Origin of the sequence: Streptomyces sp. NPDC015345, assembly GCF_043078805.1 — a bacterium.
In the GTDB taxonomy this organism is placed as follows: domain Bacteria; phylum Actinomycetota; class Actinomycetes; order Streptomycetales; family Streptomycetaceae; genus Streptomyces.
The window spans coordinates 412667-434224 of record NZ_JBIBTX010000005.1 but is presented as its reverse complement, the minus strand read 5'-3'; the positions used below and the strand labels follow the sequence as shown (position 1 = coordinate 434224).

Here is a 21558-nt window from a genome sequence, read left to right as displayed (position 1 = left end):
GGCAGCTCGTTGTGGAGCTGCCGGCGCCGCGACAGGGTGAATGGCTGTCACCTGGATCTCAGAGCGAGGGGTCCTGCATCAGGATCGCCTGGTACAGGTGGTGCAGCCGCCGGCTCGGCTTGAGCCCCAGCTCGTCGTCGAGCCACTTGCGTGTGCGGTGGAAGATGTCGACGGCCTCGGACTGCCGCCCACAGCGGTACAGGGCGATCATCAGCTGCTCGCTGAACCGCTCGCGCTCCGGATACTGCGCGAGCAGCTGCTTCAACTCGGCGACGACGACCCCCGCTTCGCCGGCCTGAAGTTGCGCCGCGATGAGATTCTCCCTCGCGGTCTTGCGCTGTTCGTCGAGACGGAGCGCCACGGCTCTGCACCGCGGGCCGTCGCTGGCGTCGAGCAGGGCAGGGCCCCGCCACATGGAAAGGGATTCGCGCAGAAGGTCCATGGCCTCGTGCGGCCGCTCGTCGACCAGGCTCGCGCCCTTCTCCGCCGTACGCAGGAAGCGGTACGCGTCCAGGGAGCCCTCAGGGGCCTCAAGGACGTAGCCGTTGTCCACCGTACGGATGTGGACCCGGTCGGGGCCGTCGAGGCCCAGTTCCCCCAATGACTGGCGCATGCGCTTCACGTTCGCATGCAGTGCGTTCCGCGCGTTCTTGAGTGTGGTCTCCCCCCACAACTCGTCGATGAGTTCATCAAATGCGACCACCAGCCCGGAGTTCAGGGCCAGCATCGCGAGCATGACTCGATTCTTCTTCGCCCGCATGCCGACGGTTCTATGACCGTCCCCGATCAGCAGCGGGCCCAATATGGAGATGTGTACCAATTCCCGTCCCCTAGCTAAGAATTGAAGCCATAGAATCCCACCTTGCACCTTGCGGTGTCGGGCCCGGGGCGCAAAACAGCGGTCGACTGTCCGGCCCGGTCTGACAGAGGGAAAGCCTGGGGTAAACCCTAACCGGTCAATTATCAGTCACAGTCGGCTGATCCGGCACTGTACCTTCGTACATGAGCTGATGTGCCTGGGCCACCAGGCCGACTTGAAGTCGGGATTCCACTTCCAGCTTGGCGAGAATGGCCGCCACGTGGGCCTTGACCGTGCGTTCCGTGACGTGAAGCCGGGCCGCGATACCGCGGTTGGAATAACCGGCCCCCAGTAATCCGAATACCTGGGTCTCCCGTTCGGAGAGGGACCCCACCCGAGCGAGCTCGATCTGCCAACGCACCGCGGGCACCTCGGCGTCATTGCCCATGACTCGCTCCCCCTGGTCTGCTCCCCCTGTGCGTACGCCGTATGGCCGCCAGCGAACGCACACGCGAGTCTACAACTCCCACCACTTTCAGCCACAGCCATCACAAGTTGAACACAGGACATCCAGGCGGTCCGCCAGGCGAAGAGCACGCAAAGACGGCTGCTGGGGGAGGGCTCTTGCCCTCCCCCAGCAGCCGGGGACGTTTCTTTGCGGAGTTGAATACCGGTCAGTGGACGGTCGTTCGCTCCTCGACCGCGGCCGGCAGGCGCGCCGGCTTCGACTCGTCCTGGTGCGCGAGCCGCGAGGGCCACCACGTCTTCCAGCCGAGCAGCGTGACCACGGCCGGCAGGACGACGATCCGGATGAGCGTGGCGTCCAGGAACACCGCGCACGCCATGCCGACGCCCATCTGCTTCATCTCGATGAAGTTCAACGAGGCGAGCAGGGCGAACACGCAGACCATCACCACCGCGGCGCTCGTCACCACCCCCGCCGTCCGCGTGATTCCCTGCTCGACGGCGTCCCGGATGGACAGCCCGCCGCGCGCCGCCTCCCTGATCCGGCTGACGACGAAGACGTGATAGTCCATCGACAGGCCCAGCAGGATGACGAAGAGCATCAGTGGCAGCCAGGCCACCACCCGGCCCGTGGACTCGAAGTCGAGGATGCCCTCCGCCCAGGTCCGCTGGAAGATCAGTGCGAGCAGGCCGAACGACGCCACCGCGGACAGGACGTTGAGGACCACCGTGATCAGGGCGAGCATGAGCGACCGGAAGGCGATGGCCATGACCAGGAAGGTCAGCAGCAGCGCGACACCGAGCACCCAGGGCATCTTCTCGACGACGTTCGCGCGGTAGTCCACGTCGTAGGCCACGTCGCTGCCGCCGACCGCGAACTCGGCGCCCTCGACCGTGCCGACGGTGTTCGGCGCGATGTCCTCGCGCAGCACGGACAGGGACTCCCTGGCTTTCTCGGAGCTGCTGTTGAAGCGGGTGCCGACGGCGATCGTGGCGACCGTGCCGTCCTTCGACGTATGGACCTCGGGCGGCGGGGTGTGCGTGAAGAGCTTGTTCCGCTCGGCGCTTTCGACCAGCGCCGCGACCGCGGTGCGCAGCTCGCCGCGCTGCGCCTCGGGCACCTTCACGGCGACGGTGTGGGTGTCCGCCTGGCTCGGGAAGGACTGGGTCAGACGCGCGTTGGCCTGCATCGCCGGTATCGACTTGGGCAGGTCGTCGATGCCGGTGGCCTTCAGCTTCAGGTCGAGGGCCGGCAGCGCGAGGGCCAGCAGTACGCCGACGGAGAGCACCAGGGCGATGACCGGGTGGCGCAGGGACGGCTTGAGCATCGTCGACCACAGACGGGGCTTGAGGCCGCCCTTCTGCGTGAGTCGCCACACCAGGGGCACCCGCGGCTTGTCCAGGTAGGGGCCGAACTTGGACAGCATGGCCGGCAGCACGGTCAGCGAGGCGAGCATCGCGATGGCGACGACCAGCACCGCTCCGGTCGCCATCGACTCGAAGGCGATGTGCCCGGCCAGGTAGAGCGCGCCCATGGAGACCATGACGACCAGGCCCGACACCATCACGGAGTGGCCTGAGGTGGCCGCGGCGATCTCGATGGCGTCGATGTTGCGGGCGCCGAGAGCGCGTTCCTCGCGCTGCCGTTTGAGGTAGAAGAGCGAGTAGTCGACGCCGATGGCCATCCCCATCAGGACGATGATGTGGGTCACCGGGCCCGGGTCCGGCACGAGTTGGGAGGCGACCCCCCACAGGCCGAGGCCGGTGAGGACCGACGAGATGCCGAGGACGACGGGCACGCTCGCGGCGACGATCGCGCCGAAGACGAAGACCATGACGATCAGGGTCACCGGCAGGCTCAGCCCGGTCGCCTTCGTGAGGTCCTTCGCCAGCATGTCGTCGAGGCCGGCCTTGATGGTCCCGGCGCCGACCAGCTCGACGCGTACGTCTGTGTGGGACCGGCGGGTCTCGTCCAGCCTGTCGAGCAGCGGCTGCACCCGGTCGGCGGCCGTCTCCGGATCGCCCTTGAGCGTCACCGGCACCAGCAGCGCCGAGCCGTCCGGCGCCCGGACGGGCCTGCCGATCGAGTCGACGCCCTTGGCGCCCTTCAACGCGGCTGCCGCGTCGTCGGCCGCCGCCCGCGCCACGCCCGGGTCGAGTCTGTCCCCGTACGGAGTGACCAGGATGTTCTCCACCGCATGGTCTTCCAGGCCGCCGCTCTTGGCGATGGCGGCCGACCGGCCGGACTGGCCTATGGCCAGGTCCGAGTCGGTGGCCGACCGGGTACCGGTCATGCCGCCGACCACCAGCGCGCCCAGGACGAACACCACCCAGAGCGTCATCGCCCACCACGGATGGACGGCGCTCCACCGGGCGGACCTGGTGATCAGGTTCCTGCCTCCCACGATTACTTTCCCCTCCTCGAACGAAAACACGGGATCGCGGGACGCAGGCCTGGCTTCACGTTCCGGCCGGTCTTTACCGCGCGCTCTTACGCTTTCAATCTAGTGACGCCCCGATGCCGGACCACGGGTACAAGTACGTTGATTCGAGGGGGAGTTTCTTCCACTTGACACGGTGGGACACCACATCCTCAGCGACACATGAAAAGGCCTTTCGCCCACCAATGCAACGGCTCCGGCATGCCCTTCGGGGAGTGACAGGTCGGCGACTCTCCAGGGCCCGGTGAGCGGCCCGGTGGAGGGCCGCACAATAACGTGCCCGTCGGCGTGGGCGACAGGGAGTCCCATACCTTGAGTGAGCCGGGCGCCCGCGGCCTTCACACATGCCTCTTTCCTGACCCACAGGCGCGTGAAGGCCTCGCGGCCGCCGGATGCCACCAACTGCCGTTCCGTTTCCGGGAAGAAGCGCTGGGCGAGACGCATGCCGTCCAAGTCCGCGCGGGCCTCTTCCACGTCCACGCCGACCGGCCGGGGAGCCAGGGCGAGCAAAGCCAGGTCACCCGAGTGCGACAGGTTGAAGTGCACTCGCCCCGCCCCCGCGAGGCGCGGCTTGCCCCAGCGGCCCCGCTCGAAGCGCAGGGTGTCCGGCGCCCGGCCCACGTGCTCGCCGATGATGATCCGTGCGGCGGCGTGCGCGATCACGAAACGGCGCCGCATGCCGGGACGCAGTCCGAGGCGTGCGCGCGCCGTCTCCTCCTCGTCGAGGAGGTCTTCTAGAGCGGGCGGATACCCGTCCGGGCCGCTCCCCGCACCGAGCGGTATGTGCCACACCACCACCTGGTCCGTCTCTCGGCGAAGGGGTGCCCGGTTCAGCGTCTCCCCACCTTCCCCGTGTGGAGCCCCTGGAAGAGGTTGAGCTTCTGGATGGTGCGCGTCCCCTCCATGAACTCCACGCCCCGCGCGTCCCTGGCGAGCTTGTCCAGGAGCGGGTGGTCGAGGCGGGCGCCGGGCCCGAAGAAGCCGAGGGCCTGGATCGTCACGTCCTCCGCGAGCTCGCACGCGCGGGCCTTCGCCGCCGACGCGAGATGCCCCGCGGACGGCCGGGCGTCCACGGCGAGAGCGGCGCGGTAGGTCAGCTGCCGGGCGGCGTCGATGCGCCGGCCCAGCTCGTCGAAGAGCTCGCGCTCCGCGCCCCGCAGCAGCTGCCGGTGCTCGGCCACGTACTCGTGGGCCGCGCGGGCGATGCCGAGGGCGATCGCCGCGACGCTGGGGCGCAGCTGGTTGAAGACGTTGACGATGCTCCACATGCCGCGGCGCGTCGGCGGGAGGTGCGTGCCGAGCACCCGCCCGGCCGGGACCCGTACCGAGTCGAGCGTGATGTGGGTGAGCTGGACGCCGCGCAGCCCGACCGTGGGCAGCGGCTCCGCACGGAAGCCGGGGTCGGAGGTGTCCACGAGGACGGCCGTCACGCCGAGCCGCTCGGTACCGGCGACGCGCGCGAAGACGGCGGCGATGTCGGCGCGCGCGGCGTTGCCGACGTACCGCTTCTGGCCGTCGAGGACGTAGGAGCCGTCGCCCGTCGGGGTCAGCGTGACGGTCATCTCCCCGATGGCGGAGCCCCGTTCGGGCTCGGTCAGGGCGAAGCAGGTCCAGGTGGGGCGCTCGGCGAGCCTGCCGTACACCCAGTCCCGCTGCTCCTGGCTGCCGAGGACGCCCAGCAGCACCCCGCACATCGAGGGGCCGGGCGAGGCCAGCATCATCCCGGCGTCACCGCGCGCCAGTTCCTCGCTCACCAGGACCCGTTCGAGCGTGGCCAGTCCGTGCGCGGGACCGCTGCCCGCGTCCCGGCTCGACCGCTCCCAGCCGGGCGGGACCTCGTGCCCGGCGAGGAAGCGCACCGCGGGCAGGTCCAGGTACCGGTGGATGGCGTCCGGGTCCCGGTCGAGTTCCAGGGCGCCCGCGCGCAGGCCGTCGGCCCAGTCCCGTACGTACCGGTGCGTGGTGAGGAGCGAGCCGGGCAGGCTGATCACACGGCCCCCTTGGCGGCCTGGCCGGTATGGCCGGTATGTTCGGTATCGCCAGTCTCGTACGAAGTGGCGGGCCGTGGCCCGCAGTACACGTCGGCGAGGAGTTCGGAGGCGTGGGCGGCCGTGCCGGGCCCCGCCGAGGTGAAGCCGTGCGCGCCGAGCAGCCGCAGCAGCGCCCGGTCGGTCCGGGTGATCTGCGCCTGGATCCGGGTGAGCGTGTGCTCGTCCACCGGCAGGCGGGGGCCGAGGGGCGTGTCGTCGGCCGCGGTGCCGTCGGCGAGGTCATCGAGGACGCCCTCGATCTCCAGGTGCTCGATCAGCACGTCGGCGAGCGCGCCCTTGACCATCTGCTGCATCAGCAGCGAGACCCCTTCGACCTGCCGTGCCGCCAGATAGGCGATGCAGTCGTCCCGCAGCCGTTCGGACATGCCGAGCCGCAGCCAGGCGAGACTGGCGTTCCAGTCGAGGGGCGCGGGCCCGGCCCCGGGCCGCGGTTCCTGACCGTCCGCATCGGGCCGCAGGACGGCGAGGCCCGGCAGCGGTTCCTCGTCCTCGCTCGCGCTCCGGCCTCCGTCCCGCCCGCTCCGGGCGTCCCGCGAGTCCTCCATGGCGGCGAACTCGTCGAGCAGCTCCTTCGGCAGGACGGCATGGCCACGCGGCCCGCGTGGCGGCACCCCGGGGGACAGGGCCCGGGCCAGCAGCGTCAGCGCGGGCACCAATCCGTCCGCGCGCGCGTTCACCCGTGCCTCGTGTCCGTGCTCACGCACCTCGGCCGAGACCATCAGCAGTCCCCCATTCCCCCGTGTCGAGCGTGCAGTAGGCCAAGAAGTCCCGCTCGCGGTCGTAGTCGGCCACGACCATGTGCCGGGCCGGGGCCGCGGCCTCCAGGAGCGCGGTCCACACGCCCGTGCACGGCTGCCCGAGCGCACCCCTCGCCACCACTTCGCCGCGCGGCGGGAGCGTGGGCCCCGCCGCGCCTTCCTCATCGGCTCCGCGAGCGGGGAGACCCGCCCCGGCCACGACCGCCGCCCGCTCGTCCCACTGCGTGAAGACCTCGGCCGACGGTTTGCCCTGCGCCATGCCCCGCACGGCGCCCTCGCCCCCCGGCCACTCCACGAGCAGCGCCACCGCCGCGTCGGCACGGACGGCTGCCTGGCCCGAGTCCGGCACGGCGTACGGCTGCGTGCCCTGATCGACGATCATCAGAAGGAGTCGGCGGAAGCCACAGCGTCGGGCGTACTCCACCGCCACCCGCAGCGCGCTGAACGGCGCGAGGACACCCTGGTCGGAGAGGGCGAACGACAGGGGCTCGCCCGGCAGCCGCCGCTTCAGGCAGGACGCGACCAGCTCGGCGTGCTCGAAATCCGGGGTGGCGTAGGCGACCACCACCACCTCGGGGCACTCCTGCGCGGACAGCGGCCCCAACGCGTCGAGTGCGCCGTACGCCAGCTCCACGGAGGTGCGCCGGCCCGAGGCGGCGTACCGCTCACGGTCGAAGGACGCCCCGTAGGGGGCGCCCATCTCGCGGAAGAAGCCCTCCCGCACGGGATCGGGCTCGTAGACCCCGCCCGGCTCCGGCGCGGTATGCCGCGCCGCCCGGATGATCCGGGGCACGGCCGCCGGGGTGTCGGCCCCGGCGGGGGGACGCCGCACGGGCGCAGTCGTGCGGAACATGCTCAGCCGCTCGTTTCCGCCGCGACGAAGCCGGCGAGGGAGCCCACCGTCTCGAAGTGCGTCATCTCCAGCTCATCGGCGTCGAACTGGACGCCGAGGATCTCCTCGATGGTGATGAGCAGTTCGAGCGCGCTGCTGGAGTCCAGGCCCAGCTCGTCGAAGAGCCGCACACTCTCCTCGGCCCCGGTCACGTCCTTGTTCAGGACCTCCGAAAGGCCTTCACGGACAGCGTTCACATACCGCTCGCGGTCCGCGGTGCTCAGGGCGACTGCGGTGTTCTCGGTCATGTCGATCTCCTTGTTCAGGGGTGGGTTGTTCGGCGGTTCAGCGGGTGCGTGGTTCGGCGAGGGCACGGTGCGGCGGGCGGGCTCAGTTCTTGTCGGTGCCCGTGGCGTCGTACAGCCGCTGCCGCCCGAGCATCACCTCGACGTCGTCCCGCTCGCGGATCAGCCGCGCCCGGCCGTCCAGGACCAGGACCTCCGCCGGGTATCCGTGGCTCAGGAAGTGCACCGGCGAGGCCGTCGGGCCGTAGGCGCCGGAGCGCTGCACTCCCACCAGCTCGCCGGCCCGCAGCGCCGGCATCGGCACCTTCTTGCCGATGACGTCGTTCGGGGTGCACAGCGGTCCCGTGATGTGCCACGGCTCGGTGGCCGGCTCGTCCATGCGCTCCAGGGCGGCCATCGGGAAGTTCCGCTTCACGTACGAGCCGATGCCGACCGCCGCCATGTGGTGGTTCGTGCCGCCGTCGGTGACGGCGAAGTTCTCCCCCATCGACGTCTTGGTGTAGCGCACGCGCGTCACATAGGTGCCGGACGCGGCGACGAGGAAGCGGCCCAACTCCATGATCATGCGGGTGTCGGGGTGCCGGGCCGTGAACCCCTCGATGAGGGGGTTGAGGTGCGCGGAGAGCTCCGCGAGGTCCAGGTCCTTCTCGTTGTCGAAGTAGGCGATGCCGAGGCCGCCCCCGATGTCGACCATCTCCAGGGGGAAGTCCAGGTGGGCCGAGACGCGTTCGGCCAGGTCCAGGATGCGGCGGGTGTTCTCGACGACCGTCTCCTCGCCGAGGATGCGCGTGCCCAGGTAGACCTGTACGCCCATGAGCCGCACGGCGGGGTAGCGGGCGGCAAGCTCCGGGGTCTCGGCGAGGAGCTGCTCCTCGTCCATGCCGAACTGGCGCGGCTTGCCGCCCATCGTCAGGCCCGAGCCCTTCACGGAGAAGCTCGGGTTGACGCGCAGCGCGACGCGCGCCGTGACGCCGCGCTCACGCGCCACCTCGTCGATGAGGGCCAGTTCGCCGAGGGACTCGCAGACGAGCGCGTAGATGCCTTCGTCCAGGCAGGCCGCCAGCTCGGCGCGGCTCTTGCCGGGGCCGAGGAAGATGATGTCGCGCGGTGCGACACCCGCGCGGCGCGCCGTCACCAGCTCGGTCAGCGAGGAGACCTCGGCCCGGGCACCGCAGCGGTACAGCAGGGAGCAGATGGAGATGTTGGGGTTGGCCTTGAGGGAGTAGAAGACCTCCAGGGAGGGGTGCAGGTGTTCGCGCAGCCCCTGGAAGCGGGTGGTGATCTCCTCGCCGTCGTACAGGTAGAGGGGGGTGCCGAACTCCTCGGCGAGTTCGGTGATGCCGACGCCCTGCACCTCAAATGCGACGCTCACGTTCAGCTCCGTTCCGTGTGGGCCGCGAGGCGGCGGGTGATGTCGGCGTCGAGTGCGCCGACCAGGTCGTCGGAGGCCGCCACGAGCACGCCGTACAGCCGGCCCTCGAAGCCGTCCGCACCGTCGGTGGCGGCGGCGTTCACCGTGGCGTAGTTGTTCACGAAGAGGCCGTGGGGACGCGGGCCCCGCTCCTCCAGCAGCAGCCCGGACAGGACCTCGCGCAGCTCCGCGAAGGGGAGCGGCCGGTCCAGGCGGACCGTGAAGTGCCGGGCGACGGCGACCTCGTCGGGGCCGGCGAGCCCTTCGTGCACGACGTTCTGGTACGTGGACATGTTGTTGCGGGCGTTGATCTCGATGACGGGGTAGAGGCCCTCGTCCGGGTCGACCATCGCGTCGACGCCCACCACTCCGAAGTAGCCGTCGGCGTGGAGCCGCTCCCCGAGCCGGTGCGCGGTGCGGGTGATCTCCTCGACCTGCTCCTCGTTCAGCCGGGCCGGCATGCGGTGGCCCTTGTGGACGCCGTTCTCGGTGAGCAGTTCCTTGACGAAGTCGAAGTGGGTGGAGCCGTCGCGGCCGACCGTGAACTGGTAGTTGAGGTCGGCCCGCTTGGCGACCCACTCCTCGATCACGAGGGCGGTACGCGGACTCGTGCCGTCGGCGGCCGCCGCGCGCTCGGCCTGCGCGACCGCCATCCGGTGCAGCCGGGCGAGACGCTTGGCGCTGTCGAGGACGACGATGCCCTTGCCGGACACGCCGAAGGCGTCCTTGACGACGACCTTGCGCCCCGCGTCGAGCAGTTCCCCGGCCGCGGTGACGGCATCGGCCAGTTCGTCGAGCGTCTCGCAGGCCCAGCCCCGCGCCTGCCGGATGCCGAGCTCATCGGCGAGCCTGCGGCTGTACACCTTGCTGTTGACCCGCTTGCAGACGCCGGCCGGGGGAGCGCCCAGGCGCAGCCCGGTCCGCTCGGCCAGCTCTTCCTCCACGGTGGAGATACCGTGCGCCGTCAGCCGGGCCCCGTCGTCGGCGAGCGCTGACAGGGTGCGCAGCAGCTCCGGGTCGGCGAGGGCGTCCTCGCTGACCGTGCGCTGCGGGTCCTGGTCCGCGACCACGTGCACGGTGGGCAGGGTGAGGCCGAGCCCCTCCAAGTAGGCGCGGTAGCCGTCGTCCAGTGGCGTCTTGAGGACGACGTGGTCGTCCTTGCCGCCGAGCAGCAACGCGAACTCGTCCATGCGGTTCACGACGGCGCTCCCCGCGTGGGAGGCGACCCGGGGCAGCGCCGGTTCGCCGAGCGCCCACTGGTTCTCCACCTCGAAGTTGCCCAGGAACACCAGGGGCGTGTCGTCGGCCCCGGTGACGGCGTGCTTGAGGCGCCCGCTGAAGCCGGCGGACGGAAGATGCATGTCGACCTCGTTCATTTCTCTGTGCGCGCCCGCTCGGGTGCGCGGTGTACGGCTGACGGGTACTCAGTGCTCGAAGACCATGGCGGCGAAGGTCGCCCCGAGCCCCACGCTGGTCATGAGGTAGCGGTCGCCGGGCCGTAGCCGTCCCAGCTCCCCGGCCCGCTGCAGATTGATGAAGGGATCGGCGCAGAAGCAGTGGCCGGTTTCCGGCACGAGGTCGAGGAAGACCCGGTCGAGGGGCAGCCCGAGCGTCTTGCAGACGCCGATCCACGACAGCCGGTTGACGTTGTGCGGCAGCACGAGTGCCAGGTCGTCGAGGCCGCACCCCGCTTCCTCCAGGGCCGCGCCGATCACCTCGCACAGGCCGGGCCCGTACAGGTCCTGGAACTCCTTGGCCGCCTCGGCGCCCATGATGAACTCGTCGCCGAACCGCGTGTGGGTGCGCGCCGCGTACCCGAGCATCCGGTCGCCCCCGGCAGGGTTCGCGCTCACCAGAACGCCGACCGTGCCCTCGCCCATCACCGTGACGTCAGGGATGGACTGCGTCTGGACCGTGCACACCTTCTCCCCGGCGAGGACGAGGGCGAGCGCGTCCGGGTCCGGGTCGGCGGCGAGCAGCGTCCCCGCGATGTCCACGGCGAGCAGCCCCGAGGCGCAGGCGTGGTGGGAGACGACGAACCCGGCGGCGTGCTCCAGGCCGAGTTCGGCCTGCACCGGGCGGAGCGAGGTGAGTGGGTACGGCAGCGGTGAGGGCATGGTCCGCGCCTGGAGGACGTACTTGACGCGCTGTTCCTGTCCCCGCAACTCCACGAGCTTCGTAGCGGCCCGCAGGAGCAGCTCGGGCTCGGTCGCCTGCGGGTCCCGGCAGACCTCGGACAGCCCGTAGAAGCGCTCGTAACGCCTTAGCTGGACATCTGTGAGCTGGAGTTCCTTCTGGAAGCGGGAGATCGGGATGGTGTCGGGAAGGCAGCTGGAGACCGCCACGATCGACGTCATGGCGGTAACAGTCGCCGGAGACACTGACGACCCGGTGACGGTGGACTGACTGTTCCGCGAGGTGGGCGCGGCACTGTTTCACGTGAAACGCCGAAACGCCGAGGGACGGCGGACCGTGTGGTCCGCCGTCCCTCGGCGTCGCGTCTTCGCCGGGTGGCGCGGGTGAGCCGCTGGGTCAGCTCCGCTTGTCCCGGTCCGCCTCCTCGGCCTCCGCCTCGGCCTGCTTGGCCTGGACCTCGGGGTCGAGGGACGTCTGGTCGCTGCCGTCGACGGAGGTCAGCGGCGTGGTGTCCGGGACCTCGGTGGCCGCGGGCGGCTCGACCAGCCAGTCGGGGTTGGCCTGCTTGTCCCACCACTTCCAGGCGGCGATGGCGCCACCCGCGAGGATGCCGAAGACGGCGATCCTCTTGGCGATGCGACCGTTCCTGGCCCGGCGCTCGTGCTTGCGGACCAGGCGCTGGATCTCCTTGGCCGAGACCTGACCACGCAGTGCGGCGAGGGCCGCCGTGCTGCGGGAGGCGGCTTCCTCGCGGACGGGCTGCGCGGCGGCCACCGCGTGCTCGATGCGGGGCTTGGAGTAGTCGGCCGCCTGTCGGGCGGCCTTGCGGGTGCGTGCGGCGGCCTCCTGCGCGGCATGGTCGACCTTCGGCGGCACGTGCGCACGCGCCTGCTCGACACGGGGGGCGACGTGGGCGCCGTACTGGACACGGGCCTGTTCGGCCGCCTGCGACACCTTGGGCGCCAGCCGCGCACGCGCCTCCTGGGCGTACTGTGCGGCCCGGTCCTTGGCCGTGTCGGCGTATGGCGCCACCGCGTCCGCGGCGTGCCGCACGCTGTCCTTGGCCGAGCCGGTCGCGGCGCGCACGCTGTCGATGCGGGTCACGTGATCCTCCTCCTCGGTGGCGTATACGTATGTCACCTTTCCACCCTTTCAAGGATCATGCCTTCCGGATCGCCCCCAGGTATGAGAGGACGGGCATCCGGCTCAGTCACGTGTACCCGGCCGGCCCTTGATCAGGCGGAAAATCGGTGCGAGAAGACCTCTTCGCCGACAATGCCACGGATCGCTCCGGCACGCGCCCACTCGGTGGCTACTCGTCCCGATCCGGTCCGTGCGAGGATCGGGGTGTCACAGAAGACAACGGAAGGCAGATCGTGGCTGAGCAGCTTTACGCCACCCTGAAGACCAACCAAGGCGACATCGAGGTGCGGCTGCTGCCGAATCACGCGCCGAAGACGGTCAAGAACTTTGTGGAGCTCGCCCAGGGCGAGCGCGAGTGGGTCCACCCGGAGACCGGCAAGAAGACGACGGACCGCCTGTACGACGGCACGGTCTTCCACCGGGTGATCAGCGGTTTCATGATCCAGGGCGGTGACCCGCTGGGCAACGGCACGGGCGGCCCGGGTTACGAGTTCGAGGACGAGTTCCACCCGGACCTCTCCTTCGACAAGCCGTACCTGCTGGCGATGGCCAACGCCGGTCCGGGCACGAACGGCTCGCAGTTCTTCGTGACTGTGTCGCCGACCGCGTGGCTGACCCGCAAGCACACGATCTTCGGTGAGGTCACCGACCCGGCCAGCCAGAAGGTCGTGGACGCCATCGCGGCCACCAAGACCAACCCGCGCACCGACCGTCCGGTCAACGACGTGGTCATCCAGTCCGTGGTCATCGAGACCCGCGACGCCTGATCAGCGCGTACCCGAGCCCATCGGCGAGGGAACCGAACCGCCCCGCCCATCCGTAAGGAAGGGCGGGGCGGCGTGCTGCCATGTGCGCCGCGCCGGCGCAGGCAGCGCCGCACAGTGTTCTTCGTACGGAGATTGAGGGGACCCCATGGACCAGGTGCCAGGCAGCCCGCAGGACCCGCAAGGAGCGTCGGGCCTGCCCGGCTGCTACCGGCATCCGGACCGTGAGACCGGCATCAGCTGCACGCGCTGCGAGCGGCCCATCTGCCCCGAGTGCATGATCAGCGCCTCGGTCGGTTTCCAGTGCCCGGAGTGCGTCCGCGAGGGCTCGGGCACCGGCCACGCGCCGGCGGCCAACCAGCCGCGCACGGTCGCGGGCGGCGCGGTCACCGCGGACCCGCGCCTGGTCACCAAGATCCTGGTCGGGGTGAACCTCGCCCTGTTCCTGGTGCAGCAGGTGGTGGGGGATCGCTTCACCGCTCAGTACTTCATGCTCGGTCAGGCGCTCGTGCCGGAGCTCGGGTCGTTCGAGGGTGTCGCCGAGGGGCAGTGGTACCGCCTGGTCACCGCGATGTTCCTGCACGGCAGCATCATGCACATCGCCTTCAACATGCTGAGCCTGTGGTGGATCGGCGGTCCGCTCGAAGCGGCGCTCGGACGGGTCCGCTACATCGCCCTGTATCTGGCGTCCGGCATCGCGGGAAGCGCGCTGACCTACCTCCTCGACGAGCAGAACCAGCCCTCGCTCGGCGCGTCCGGCGCGATCTTCGGTCTCTTCGGCGCGACCGCCATCCTGATGCGGCGGCTGAACTACGACATGCGGCCGGTCATCGCCCTGCTGGCGATCAACCTGCTCATCACGGCGTTCTGGCCCAACATCGCGTGGCAGGCCCATGTCGGAGGGCTCGTCGGAGGTGTCATCGTCGGCTACGCGATGGTGCACGCGCCCCGCGAGCGGCGGAGCCTCATCCAGTTCGGCAGCTGCGCGCTGGTGCTGCTCGCGGCCGTGGTGATGGTCGTCGTCAGGACCGGGCAGCTCACATGAGGTGACGCACGTTGTCCACAGCGTGTACTCGACCCTGTGCACGCTGTGGGGAACAGCTGTGCCCCTCGTCGCTGACCTGGGTTTCCCCAGGAAGGACAAGGGGCGAGCCGGGGAGGCAGCGCCAGGAGCCAGTCACACCGGTGTCAACCGGCGGAGAGTTATCCACAGATCTTCAGACCTTTTCCACTCGTGTGGATAGCGCTGTGGATAACTCAGGGCAGGGCTTGCGCGGAGGGCCCGGAAGGGGCTACTTCCACTGCGTCGAGACGCCGAACCCGGCCGCGATGAAGCCGAAGCCGACCACGATGTTCCAGTTGCCGAGCGTGTCGATCGGCAGCTTGCCGTCCGTGACGTAGAAGACGACGATCCAGGCGAGTCCGATGAGGAAGAGCGCCAGCATCACCGGGGCCACCCAGCTGCGGTTGGTCAGCTTGATGGCCGTCGCCTTCTTGGACGGCGGCGGCGTGTAGTCGTCTGCCTTCTTGCGGATACGTGACTTCGGCACGAGGGTCTCTCCTGTCGATGCGCTGCGTGGCCGCGCAGGTAACTGTGGTCTGGCCGGGCGGGCTTCACCGGGAGCTGAGCCTCCCCCGGGCGTCCGTTAGCGTAGTGCTTCCGCGGCGCTGAAGGAGATAAGGGTACGTTGAGCAATTCTGCCGACTCCCCCGAAGGTGCCGGGCGCCGCCCCCGATGGCGTCCGGTTCGCGTGCTTACGGGCGCCGTTTTCGCGCTCGCGGGCCTGATTTTCTTCACCAGTTTCAACACGGCCAAGGGCACCAACATTCGCACCGATGCCTCGCTGCTGAAACTTTCGGACCTGATTCAGGAGCGCAGCCACAAGAACGGCACGCTGGACGAGTCCAACGGCTCCCTGCGGGACGACGTGGAAGCCCTCGCCCAGCGCGACAACGGCAACACCAAGGCCGACGACGCCCGGCTCAAGGCACTGGAAGCCAACGCGGGCACCAAGGAGCTGAGCGGCAAGGCGGTCACGGTCACCCTCGCCGACGCCCCGCCCGACGCCACCGCCAAGCTCCCCGGCTACCCCGAGCCCCAGCCGAACGACCTGGTCATCCACCAGCAGGACCTCCAGGCCGTGGTCAACGCGCTGTGGCAGGGCGGCGCCAAGGGCATCAGGGTCATGGACCAGCGGCTGATCTCCACGAGCGCCGTGCGCTGCGTCGGCAACACCCTGATCCTCCAGGGCCGGGTCTACTCGCCGCCCTACAAGGTGACCGCCGTGGGCGACCCCGACAAGCTCAAGGACGCCCTCGCCGCGTCCCCCGAGATCCAGAACTACATGCTGTACGTCAACGCGTACGGTCTCGGCTGGAAAGTGGACGACGACGGGGCGGTGACTCTTCCCGGCTACTCGGGCACAGTGGATCTCCACTACGCGAAGCCTGTGGAGTGAGACGGAGAGCGAGCCCCGGGGAGGGACCGTCCTGTGTCCGTGCGTATGTCCGTGCGTGTGCTCGTCAGGACGTTCAGCGAACTCTGCATCACCGTCGGCGCGCTGATCGTGCTCTTTGTCGTGTACATCCTGTTCTGGACCGGTGTGAAGGCCGACAACGCCATGGACGGCCAGATCGACGCGTTGCACGACCAGTGGGCGCGGGGCGCGGTCTCCTCGGGGGCGGGCGCCGAGCCGGCCGGGACATCACCCGCGAAGCCCGCCCCCTACAAGGACGGCAAGCCCTTCGCCGTCATGTACATCCCCCGGTTCGGTTTCACGTGGAACAAGCCCGTGCTCCAGGGCACGGGCACCGACGTACTGAAGAAGGGCCTCGGTCACTACGCCTCCACCGCCCAGCTGGGACAGAAGGGCAACTTCTCCGTGGCCGGCCACCGCCGCACCTACGGCGACCCCTTCAAGGACTTCCCGAAGCTGCGCCCCGGCGACCCCGTCGTCCTGACTGACGGCGCGACCTGGTTCACGTACCGCATCGACAAGAAGCCCTACCGGACCCTCCCCGGCGACATCGGCGTCATCGACCCCGTCCCGCGCAAGTCCGGCTTCGACGGGCCGGGCCGTTACCTCACCCTTACGACCTGTGAACCGGAGTGGGGGCACAGCCACCGGCTGATCGTCTGGGCCCATCTGGACGCCACTCAGCCCGTGGAGGCCGGGAAACCGGAGGCACTGCGCCGTTAGTCTGTTGCCGTACGGCGAGGGAGGCCCGTTGCCGTACGCGACGGAAGGGACGGCATGTACGGCTGGATCTGGCGGCATCTGCCGGGAAACGCATGGGTAAGGGCGCTGATTTCTCTGGTGCTCGTCTTCGCGGTGGTCTATGTGCTGTTCCAATACGTCTTCCCGTGGGCCGAGCCGCTGCTGCCCTTCAACGACGTCACCGTGGACGGCCAGTGAGTGCCGCCGGCGGCCGCCGCAGCCGCGTCCTGGTCGTGGACAACTACGACAGCTTCGTCTTCAACCTCGTCCAGTACCTGTACCAACTGGGTGCCGAGTGCGAGGTGCTGCGCAACGACGAGGTGGAGCTCCGGCACGCGCAGGACGGCTTCGACGGCGTTCTGCTCTCGCCGGGCCCCGGCACCCCTGAGCAGGCGGGCGTCTGCGTCGAGATGGTGCGGCACTGCGCCACGACCGGCGTGCCCGTCTTCGGCGTCTGCCTCGGCATGCAGTCGATGGCGGTGGCGTACGGCGGCGTGGTGGACCGCGCCCCTGAGCTCCTGCACGGAAAGACCTCGCTCGTGAGCCACGAGGGCAAGGGAGTCTTCGCGGGCCTGCCCTCGCCCTTCACCGCGACCCGCTACCACTCGCTCGCCGCCGAGCCCGCCACGGTCCCCGCCGAGCTTGAGGTCACCGCGCGCACGGAGGACGGCATCATCATGGGCCTGCGCCATCGGGAACTGCCGGTCGAGGGCGTGCAGTTCCATCCGGAGTCCGTACTGACCGAGCACGGTCACCTGATGCTCGCCAACTGGCTGGCGGAGTGCGGCGACACCGGCGCCGTCGAGCGATCGAGTGGGCTGGCCCCGGTGGTGGGCAGGGCCACGGCGTGACGGCCTTGCGCCCCGAGCACGACTCCTCCGGAGCCCCGTACGGCGCGAGCGGCGCGCACGGGGACGGTGGCGGTTACGCGCACGGAGGCGCCGGGGGCCTGGACGAGACCGCGGCTCTGGAGGAAGCGGTCGATCACCTGGCCGACCCGCTGACCGATCCGCTGCCGGGCCGACACCCCTCGCCGTGGTTCCGCAGCACATCGGCGGGGCCGCAGCTGCCGCAACAGCCGCAGAGCCCCCCACAGGAGCGACAGCAGGCGCCGCAGCCCCAGGGCCTCCCGCAGCAGCGGCAGCAGGCGCCGCAGCCCCAGGGCCTCCCGCAGGAGCGGCAGCAGGCGCCGCAGCCCCAGGGCCTCCCGCAGCAGCGACAGCAGCAGCCGCGGCAGCAAGCGAGGCCGCAGGGGGCGCCTGAACCCACGTACGAGCAGCTGTACGGTGCCTATGCCCCCGGGCCGATAACCGACGACGAGACGGTGGGTCTGCGGACCGCCGACACCCGCCGTGCGGCGGAACCCCGTCCCACCGGGGGCAGGGCCGCCCGCCGCAAGGCAGCAAAGAAGGGCGGCACGCGCCCCGCGCAGACCCGGCAGCCCGCACAGACCCAGACCCCACGGACCCGGCCGGACGGCACTCCGCTCTCCCGGCTGGAGGCCCGCCGTGCCGAGCGCGCCCGCAGGCCCTCGCCCGGTGCGGTGATCAGCAGAGGGCTCGGCGAACTCTTCATCACCGTGGGCGTCTTGATGCTGCTGTTCGTCACCTACCAGCTGTGGTGGACGAACATCCGGGCCCAGCAGCAGGCGGACGGCGCCGCCCACGACCTCCAGGAGGAGTGGGCGAAGGGCAAGGGCAAGCCCGGGACCTTCGAACCCGGCCAGGGCTTCGCGCTCCTGCACATCCCGAAGCTGGACGTCGTCGTGCCGGTCGCCGAGGGCATCGACAAGCAGAAGGTCCTCGACCGCGGCATGGTCGGCCACTACAACGAGGGCGCGACCAAGACCGCCATGCCGGACGCCAGGACCGGCAACTTCGCGGTGGCCGGCCACCGCAACACCCACGGTGAGCCGTTCCGCTACATCAACCGCCTGGAGCCGGGCGACCCCATCGTCGTGGAGACGCGGGACAAGTACTACGTCTACAAGATGGCGAGCATCCTGCCGCAGACGGACCCCGGCAACACGAGCGTCATCGGCCCGGTCCCGCCGGGCTCCGGCTTCACGAAACCCGGCCGCTACATCACACTGACCACCTGTACCCCGGAGTTCACGAGCAAGTACCGAATGATCGTCTGGGGCAAGATGGCCGAGGAACGGCCGCGCAGCAAGGGCAAGCCGAGCGCGCTGGTCAACTAGAAGTGTGAGAACGGGGCAGAACACAGTGGCAGCGACGACCGAGGACGACGAGAAGCAGGAGCAGGCCGAGGCGCCCGCCCCGCCTGCGCCCGCACCACGACGCCGGGCCCGCGGCCCCATCGCCACGGCGGTCAGCGTCTTCGGCGAACTCCTGATCACAGCCGGCCTCGTCCTCGGGCTGTTCGTCGTCTACTCCCTGTGGTGGACGAACGTCGTCGCCGACCGCGAGGCGCACAAGCAGGGCGAGAAGGTGCGCGACCGCTGGGCGGGCGGTCCGGGCAGCGTCGACACCAAGGGCGGCATCGGCTTCCTCCACGTACCCGCGATGGGCAACGGCGAGATCCTGGTCAAGCCCGGCACCGACAGCAAGCTCCTCAACGACGGCGTCGCCGGCTACTACAAGAAGCCCGTCAAGTCCGCCCTGCCCCAGGACAAGAAGGGCAATTTCACGCTGGCCGCCCACCGCGACGGACACGGCGCGAAGTTCCACAAGATCGACAAGATCAAGAAGGGCGACGCGATCGTCTACGAGTCGCGGGACAAGTGGTACGTCTACAAGGTGTACGCGACGCTGCCGTCGACCTCGAAGTACAACGTGAAGGTTCTGGACCCGATCCCCAAGGAGTCCGGCGTGAAGAAGCCGGGCCGCTACATCACGCTGACGACCTGCACGCCCGTCTTCACCTCGAACTACCGCTACGTGGTGTGGGGCAAGCTGGAGCGGATCGAGAAGGTCGACAACGAGCGGACGCCGCCGGCGGAGCTGAAGTGATCCGCTGACGATCCGCCGGCGCCCTGCGGGTCGACATGACAGAGCCCCGGTACCGCTCAGCGGTACCGGGGCTCTGCTTCATGCGGTGTGCCGAGCCGGATCAGTCGTCGCCGCGGTTCGAGCCCCAGTGCGAGTCGCGGTGGGAGTCACGCTGCGACAGGCCGCCGATGAAGCCACCGCCGTCGTCTCCGCCGCCGTTACCGCCGTTGCCGTTGCCGCCGCCGTTCCCGCCGTTGCCGTTGCCGCCCGCGGTGGTGAGGTTGACCGCCGTACCGGGGACGGCCTTCGTGCCCGCGGTGGGATCGGAGAAGACCACGAGCGCGTCGTCGTCCTGCGGCCCCGTGATGGACCCGACGGACAGCCCCGCGTCCTCGATGGCCTTGCGGGCGTCCTTCAGCTTCTGCCCGGTCAGCGGCGGGACGGTGGATTCCTCGGGCGCCTTGGCGACCTGGACGGTGACCGTGGAGCCCGGGTCGGCCGGCGTGCCGGCGGCGGGCGTGGTCTTGATGACCTTGCCCTCGTCGACCTCATCGGAGGCGACGTCCGACCGCGTGGCGGTGAAGCCGCTCTCCTTGAGCCGCTTCTCCGCGGCCGAGTAGTCGAGGCCGGTCACGTCGGGGACGCTGACCTGCTTCTTCTCCTGGGCGACGGTGAGCGTGATGGTCTCGCTCTTCTCCGCCTCCGTGTCGCCCTTGGGGTCCTGGGCGATGACGATGCCCGGGGTCTGGTCGGACTCCTGTGTCGTCTTCTCGACGTTCTTGAAGCCCTTGTCGGTGAGTTGTTCCTTGGCCTTCGCGTAGGTCAGACCCTGCACATCCGGCACAGCGATCTTCGGGGTGCCCGACGAGACGGTCACCGTGACCGTGTCGCCCTTCTCGATGTCCGTGTCCGCGGCCGGGGTCTGCGCGCAGATCTCGCCCTTGGGGTACTTCTCGCACGGCTCGCGCTTGCCCACCTTGAGCTCGACGCCGGCGTTGGTGGCCGACTCCTTGCCCTCGGCGAGCGTGTCGCCGACGAAGTTCGGCGCCTTGATCGTGCCGTCGCCGCCACCGTCCCCGCTGAACGCGAACTTGCCGATGAGGATCGCCCCCACCAGGACCAGGACGCCCGCGAGGATGAGCAGCCACGTCGACGTGTTGTTCTTCTTCTGGCGGCGGCCGTGGCCGCCCTCGTCGTAGCCGTACCCGTCGTCAGGGTTGACCGGCGGCATCATGGACGTCTGGCCGCCGCCGTTCTGCGGGTGCAGCATCGCGGTCTGCTGGTCGGCGCCGTAGCCGTCGGTCCCGCCGTAGCCGACCGCGCCCATGGCGGCGGTGGCCGCGACCGGCTGGCCGTCCAGGCACGCCTCGATGTCGGCGCGCATCTCGTCGGCCGACTGGTAGCGGTAGTCGGGGTCCTTGGTGAGGGCCTTCAGGACGATGGCGTCCATCTCCGGAGTGATCTCTCCGTCGAAGACGCTCGGGGCCTGCGGCTCCTCACGTACGTGCTGATAGGCCACCGCGACCGGTGAGTCGCCCACGAAGGGCGGCCGGACCGTCAGGAGCTCATAGAGCAGACAGCCGGTCGAGTACAGGTCGGAGCGCGCGTCGACCTGCTCGCCCTTGGCCTGCTCGGGCGAGAGGTACTGGGCGGTGCCGATGACCGCGGCCGTCTGCGTCATCGTCATGCCGGACTCGCCCATGGCGCGGGCGATGCCGAAGTCCATCACCTTGACCTGGCCGTTGCGCGTCAGCATGACGTTCGCGGGCTTGATGTCGCGGTGGACGATGCCGTTCCGGTGGGAGTACTCCAGGGCCTGGAGGATGCCGATCGTCATCTCCATGGCGCGCTCCGGCAGCAGCTTGCGGCCGGAGTGCAGGAGCTCACGCAGCGTGGAGCCGTCGACGTACTCCATCACGATGTACGGGATGGAGACCCCGTCGACGTAATCCTCACCGGTGTCGTAGACCGCGACGATCGCCGGGTGGTTGAGCGAGGCGGCCGACTGGGCCTCACGGCGGAACCGGGCCTGGAACGACGGGTCGCGGGCGAGATCCACCCGCAGCGTCTTCACCGCCACGGTCCGGCCGAGGCGGGTGTCGTGCGCGAGGTAGACCTCTGCCATCCCACCACGGCCGAGCACCTGGCCCAACTCGTACCGGCCGCCGAGGCGACGCGGCTCTTCCATAGCTAATCCAGCCCTCTCCGTCGGTCCCGACCGCACCTTGTGTGGTCCGGCGGTGTGCTGTCCGGGCATACCGTACCCGGCTCGACTTGCGTGACC

Annotated in this window: 22 protein-coding genes; 8 read left to right on the top strand and 14 right to left on the bottom strand. The window is 69.8% G+C overall.

Translation table 11 applies throughout. The features are described from left to right. Nucleotides 1-58: 58 nt before the first annotated feature. The 12 genes from ACF062_RS23260 to ACF062_RS23205 all read right to left on the bottom strand — a co-directional run bounded on the left by ACF062_RS23260 (nucleotide 59) and on the right by ACF062_RS23205 (nucleotide 12302). The gene (locus tag ACF062_RS23260) at nucleotides 59-760 is read right to left on the bottom strand and encodes an AfsR/SARP family transcriptional regulator (RefSeq protein WP_223775704.1); all 702 of its coding nucleotides are present in this window, start codon (nucleotides 758-760) and stop codon (nucleotides 59-61) included. A gap of 196 nt (nucleotides 761-956) precedes the next feature. Continuing rightward, entirely contained in the window at nucleotides 957-1247 is a 291-nt protein-coding gene (locus ACF062_RS23255; protein ID WP_223775705.1) for a response regulator transcription factor, read from the bottom strand. Nucleotides 1248-1473: 226 nt separating this feature from the next. Then, entirely contained in the window at nucleotides 1474-3669 is a 2196-nt protein-coding gene (locus ACF062_RS23250; protein WP_392140848.1) for an MMPL family transporter, read from the bottom strand. Between the two features lie 99 nt (nucleotides 3670-3768). Next, nucleotides 3769-4149, bottom strand: a complete 381-nt coding sequence (locus ACF062_RS23245) for a 4'-phosphopantetheinyl transferase superfamily protein (RefSeq protein WP_392141208.1) — start codon at nucleotides 4147-4149, stop codon at nucleotides 3769-3771. Nucleotides 4150-4535: 386 nt separating this feature from the next. Further along, entirely contained in the window at nucleotides 4536-5696 is a 1161-nt protein-coding gene (locus ACF062_RS23240; protein ID WP_392140847.1) for an acyl-CoA dehydrogenase family protein, read from the bottom strand. Next, nucleotides 5693-6475, bottom strand: a complete 783-nt coding sequence (locus tag ACF062_RS23235) for a hypothetical protein (protein ID WP_392140845.1) — start codon at nucleotides 6473-6475, stop codon at nucleotides 5693-5695. Before ACF062_RS23235 ends, ACF062_RS23240 begins: the two co-directional genes overlap by 4 nt. Next, on the bottom strand, nucleotides 6453-7367 hold the full coding sequence (locus tag ACF062_RS23230; RefSeq protein WP_392140843.1) for a hypothetical protein: 915 nt from the start codon (nucleotides 7365-7367) through the stop codon (nucleotides 6453-6455). The genes ACF062_RS23235 and ACF062_RS23230 overlap by 23 nt, the downstream gene beginning before the upstream one ends. Before the next feature lie 2 nt (nucleotides 7368-7369). Then, nucleotides 7370-7654 (bottom strand): acyl carrier protein, encoded by a 285-nt coding sequence (locus ACF062_RS23225; RefSeq protein WP_223775711.1) that lies wholly within the window; start codon nucleotides 7652-7654, stop codon nucleotides 7370-7372. Nucleotides 7655-7736: 82 nt separating this feature from the next. Then, on the bottom strand, nucleotides 7737-9023 hold the full coding sequence (locus ACF062_RS23220) for a type III PLP-dependent enzyme (protein ID WP_392140841.1): 1287 nt from the start codon (nucleotides 9021-9023) through the stop codon (nucleotides 7737-7739). Between the two features lie 2 nt (nucleotides 9024-9025). Further along, nucleotides 9026-10423 (bottom strand): ATP-grasp domain-containing protein, encoded by a 1398-nt coding sequence (locus tag ACF062_RS23215; protein WP_392140839.1) that lies wholly within the window; start codon nucleotides 10421-10423, stop codon nucleotides 9026-9028. Nucleotides 10424-10486: 63 nt separating this feature from the next. Continuing rightward, on the bottom strand, nucleotides 10487-11419 hold the full coding sequence (locus ACF062_RS23210; RefSeq protein WP_392140837.1) for a 3-oxoacyl-[acyl-carrier-protein] synthase III C-terminal domain-containing protein: 933 nt from the start codon (nucleotides 11417-11419) through the stop codon (nucleotides 10487-10489). 175 nt (nucleotides 11420-11594) lie between these two features. Further along, entirely contained in the window at nucleotides 11595-12302 is a 708-nt protein-coding gene (locus tag ACF062_RS23205) for a DUF5324 family protein (RefSeq protein ID WP_392141206.1), read from the bottom strand. Nucleotides 12303-12574: 272 nt separating this feature from the next. On the opposite strand from ACF062_RS23205, the gene ACF062_RS23200 reads away from it, so the two are divergent. Both ACF062_RS23200 and ACF062_RS23195 read left to right on the top strand, forming a co-directional pair. Further along, nucleotides 12575-13108 (top strand): peptidylprolyl isomerase, encoded by a 534-nt coding sequence (locus ACF062_RS23200; RefSeq protein WP_392140835.1) that lies wholly within the window; start codon nucleotides 12575-12577, stop codon nucleotides 13106-13108. A gap of 145 nt (nucleotides 13109-13253) precedes the next feature. Continuing rightward, a complete protein-coding gene (locus ACF062_RS23195; protein ID WP_392140833.1) occupies nucleotides 13254-14150 on the top strand; it encodes a rhomboid family intramembrane serine protease in 897 nt (298 codons plus the stop codon). 247 nt (nucleotides 14151-14397) lie between these two features. On the opposite strand, the gene crgA is transcribed toward ACF062_RS23195, so the two are convergent. Then, entirely contained in the window at nucleotides 14398-14655 is a 258-nt protein-coding gene (gene crgA / locus ACF062_RS23190) for a cell division protein CrgA (RefSeq protein WP_223775717.1), read from the bottom strand. Between the two features lie 138 nt (nucleotides 14656-14793). Here crgA and ACF062_RS23185 point away from each other — a divergent pair, with 138 nt between their 5' ends. The 6 genes from ACF062_RS23185 to ACF062_RS23160 are packed head-to-tail and all read left to right on the top strand — an operon-like array spanning nucleotide 14794 to nucleotide 19295. Then, nucleotides 14794-15564, top strand: a complete 771-nt coding sequence (locus ACF062_RS23185) for a DUF881 domain-containing protein (RefSeq protein WP_392140831.1) — start codon at nucleotides 14794-14796, stop codon at nucleotides 15562-15564. A 51-nt stretch (nucleotides 15565-15615) separates the two neighbouring features. Continuing rightward, the gene (locus ACF062_RS23180) at nucleotides 15616-16305 is read left to right on the top strand and encodes a class E sortase (protein ID WP_392141204.1); all 690 of its coding nucleotides are present in this window, start codon (nucleotides 15616-15618) and stop codon (nucleotides 16303-16305) included. A 54-nt stretch (nucleotides 16306-16359) separates the two neighbouring features. Beyond that, the gene (locus tag ACF062_RS23175) at nucleotides 16360-16521 is read left to right on the top strand and encodes a hypothetical protein (RefSeq protein WP_107097924.1); all 162 of its coding nucleotides are present in this window, start codon (nucleotides 16360-16362) and stop codon (nucleotides 16519-16521) included. Next, the gene (locus tag ACF062_RS23170; protein WP_392140830.1) at nucleotides 16518-17174 is read left to right on the top strand and encodes an aminodeoxychorismate/anthranilate synthase component II; all 657 of its coding nucleotides are present in this window, start codon (nucleotides 16518-16520) and stop codon (nucleotides 17172-17174) included. The genes ACF062_RS23175 and ACF062_RS23170 overlap by 4 nt, the downstream gene beginning before the upstream one ends. After that, nucleotides 17171-18523: a class E sortase gene (locus ACF062_RS23165; RefSeq protein WP_392140828.1), complete on the top strand. Its 1353-nt coding sequence runs from the start codon at nucleotides 17171-17173 to the stop codon at nucleotides 18521-18523. Before ACF062_RS23170 ends, ACF062_RS23165 begins: the two co-directional genes overlap by 4 nt. A 25-nt stretch (nucleotides 18524-18548) precedes the next feature. Beyond that, nucleotides 18549-19295 (top strand): class E sortase, encoded by a 747-nt coding sequence (locus tag ACF062_RS23160; RefSeq protein WP_392140826.1) that lies wholly within the window; start codon nucleotides 18549-18551, stop codon nucleotides 19293-19295. Between the two features lie 100 nt (nucleotides 19296-19395). Here the strand turns inward: ACF062_RS23160 and pknB are convergent, their stop codons facing one another. Continuing rightward, nucleotides 19396-21462 (bottom strand): Stk1 family PASTA domain-containing Ser/Thr kinase, encoded by a 2067-nt coding sequence (gene pknB, locus ACF062_RS23155; protein WP_392140824.1) that lies wholly within the window; start codon nucleotides 21460-21462, stop codon nucleotides 19396-19398. Nucleotides 21463-21558: the final 96 nt, after the last annotated feature.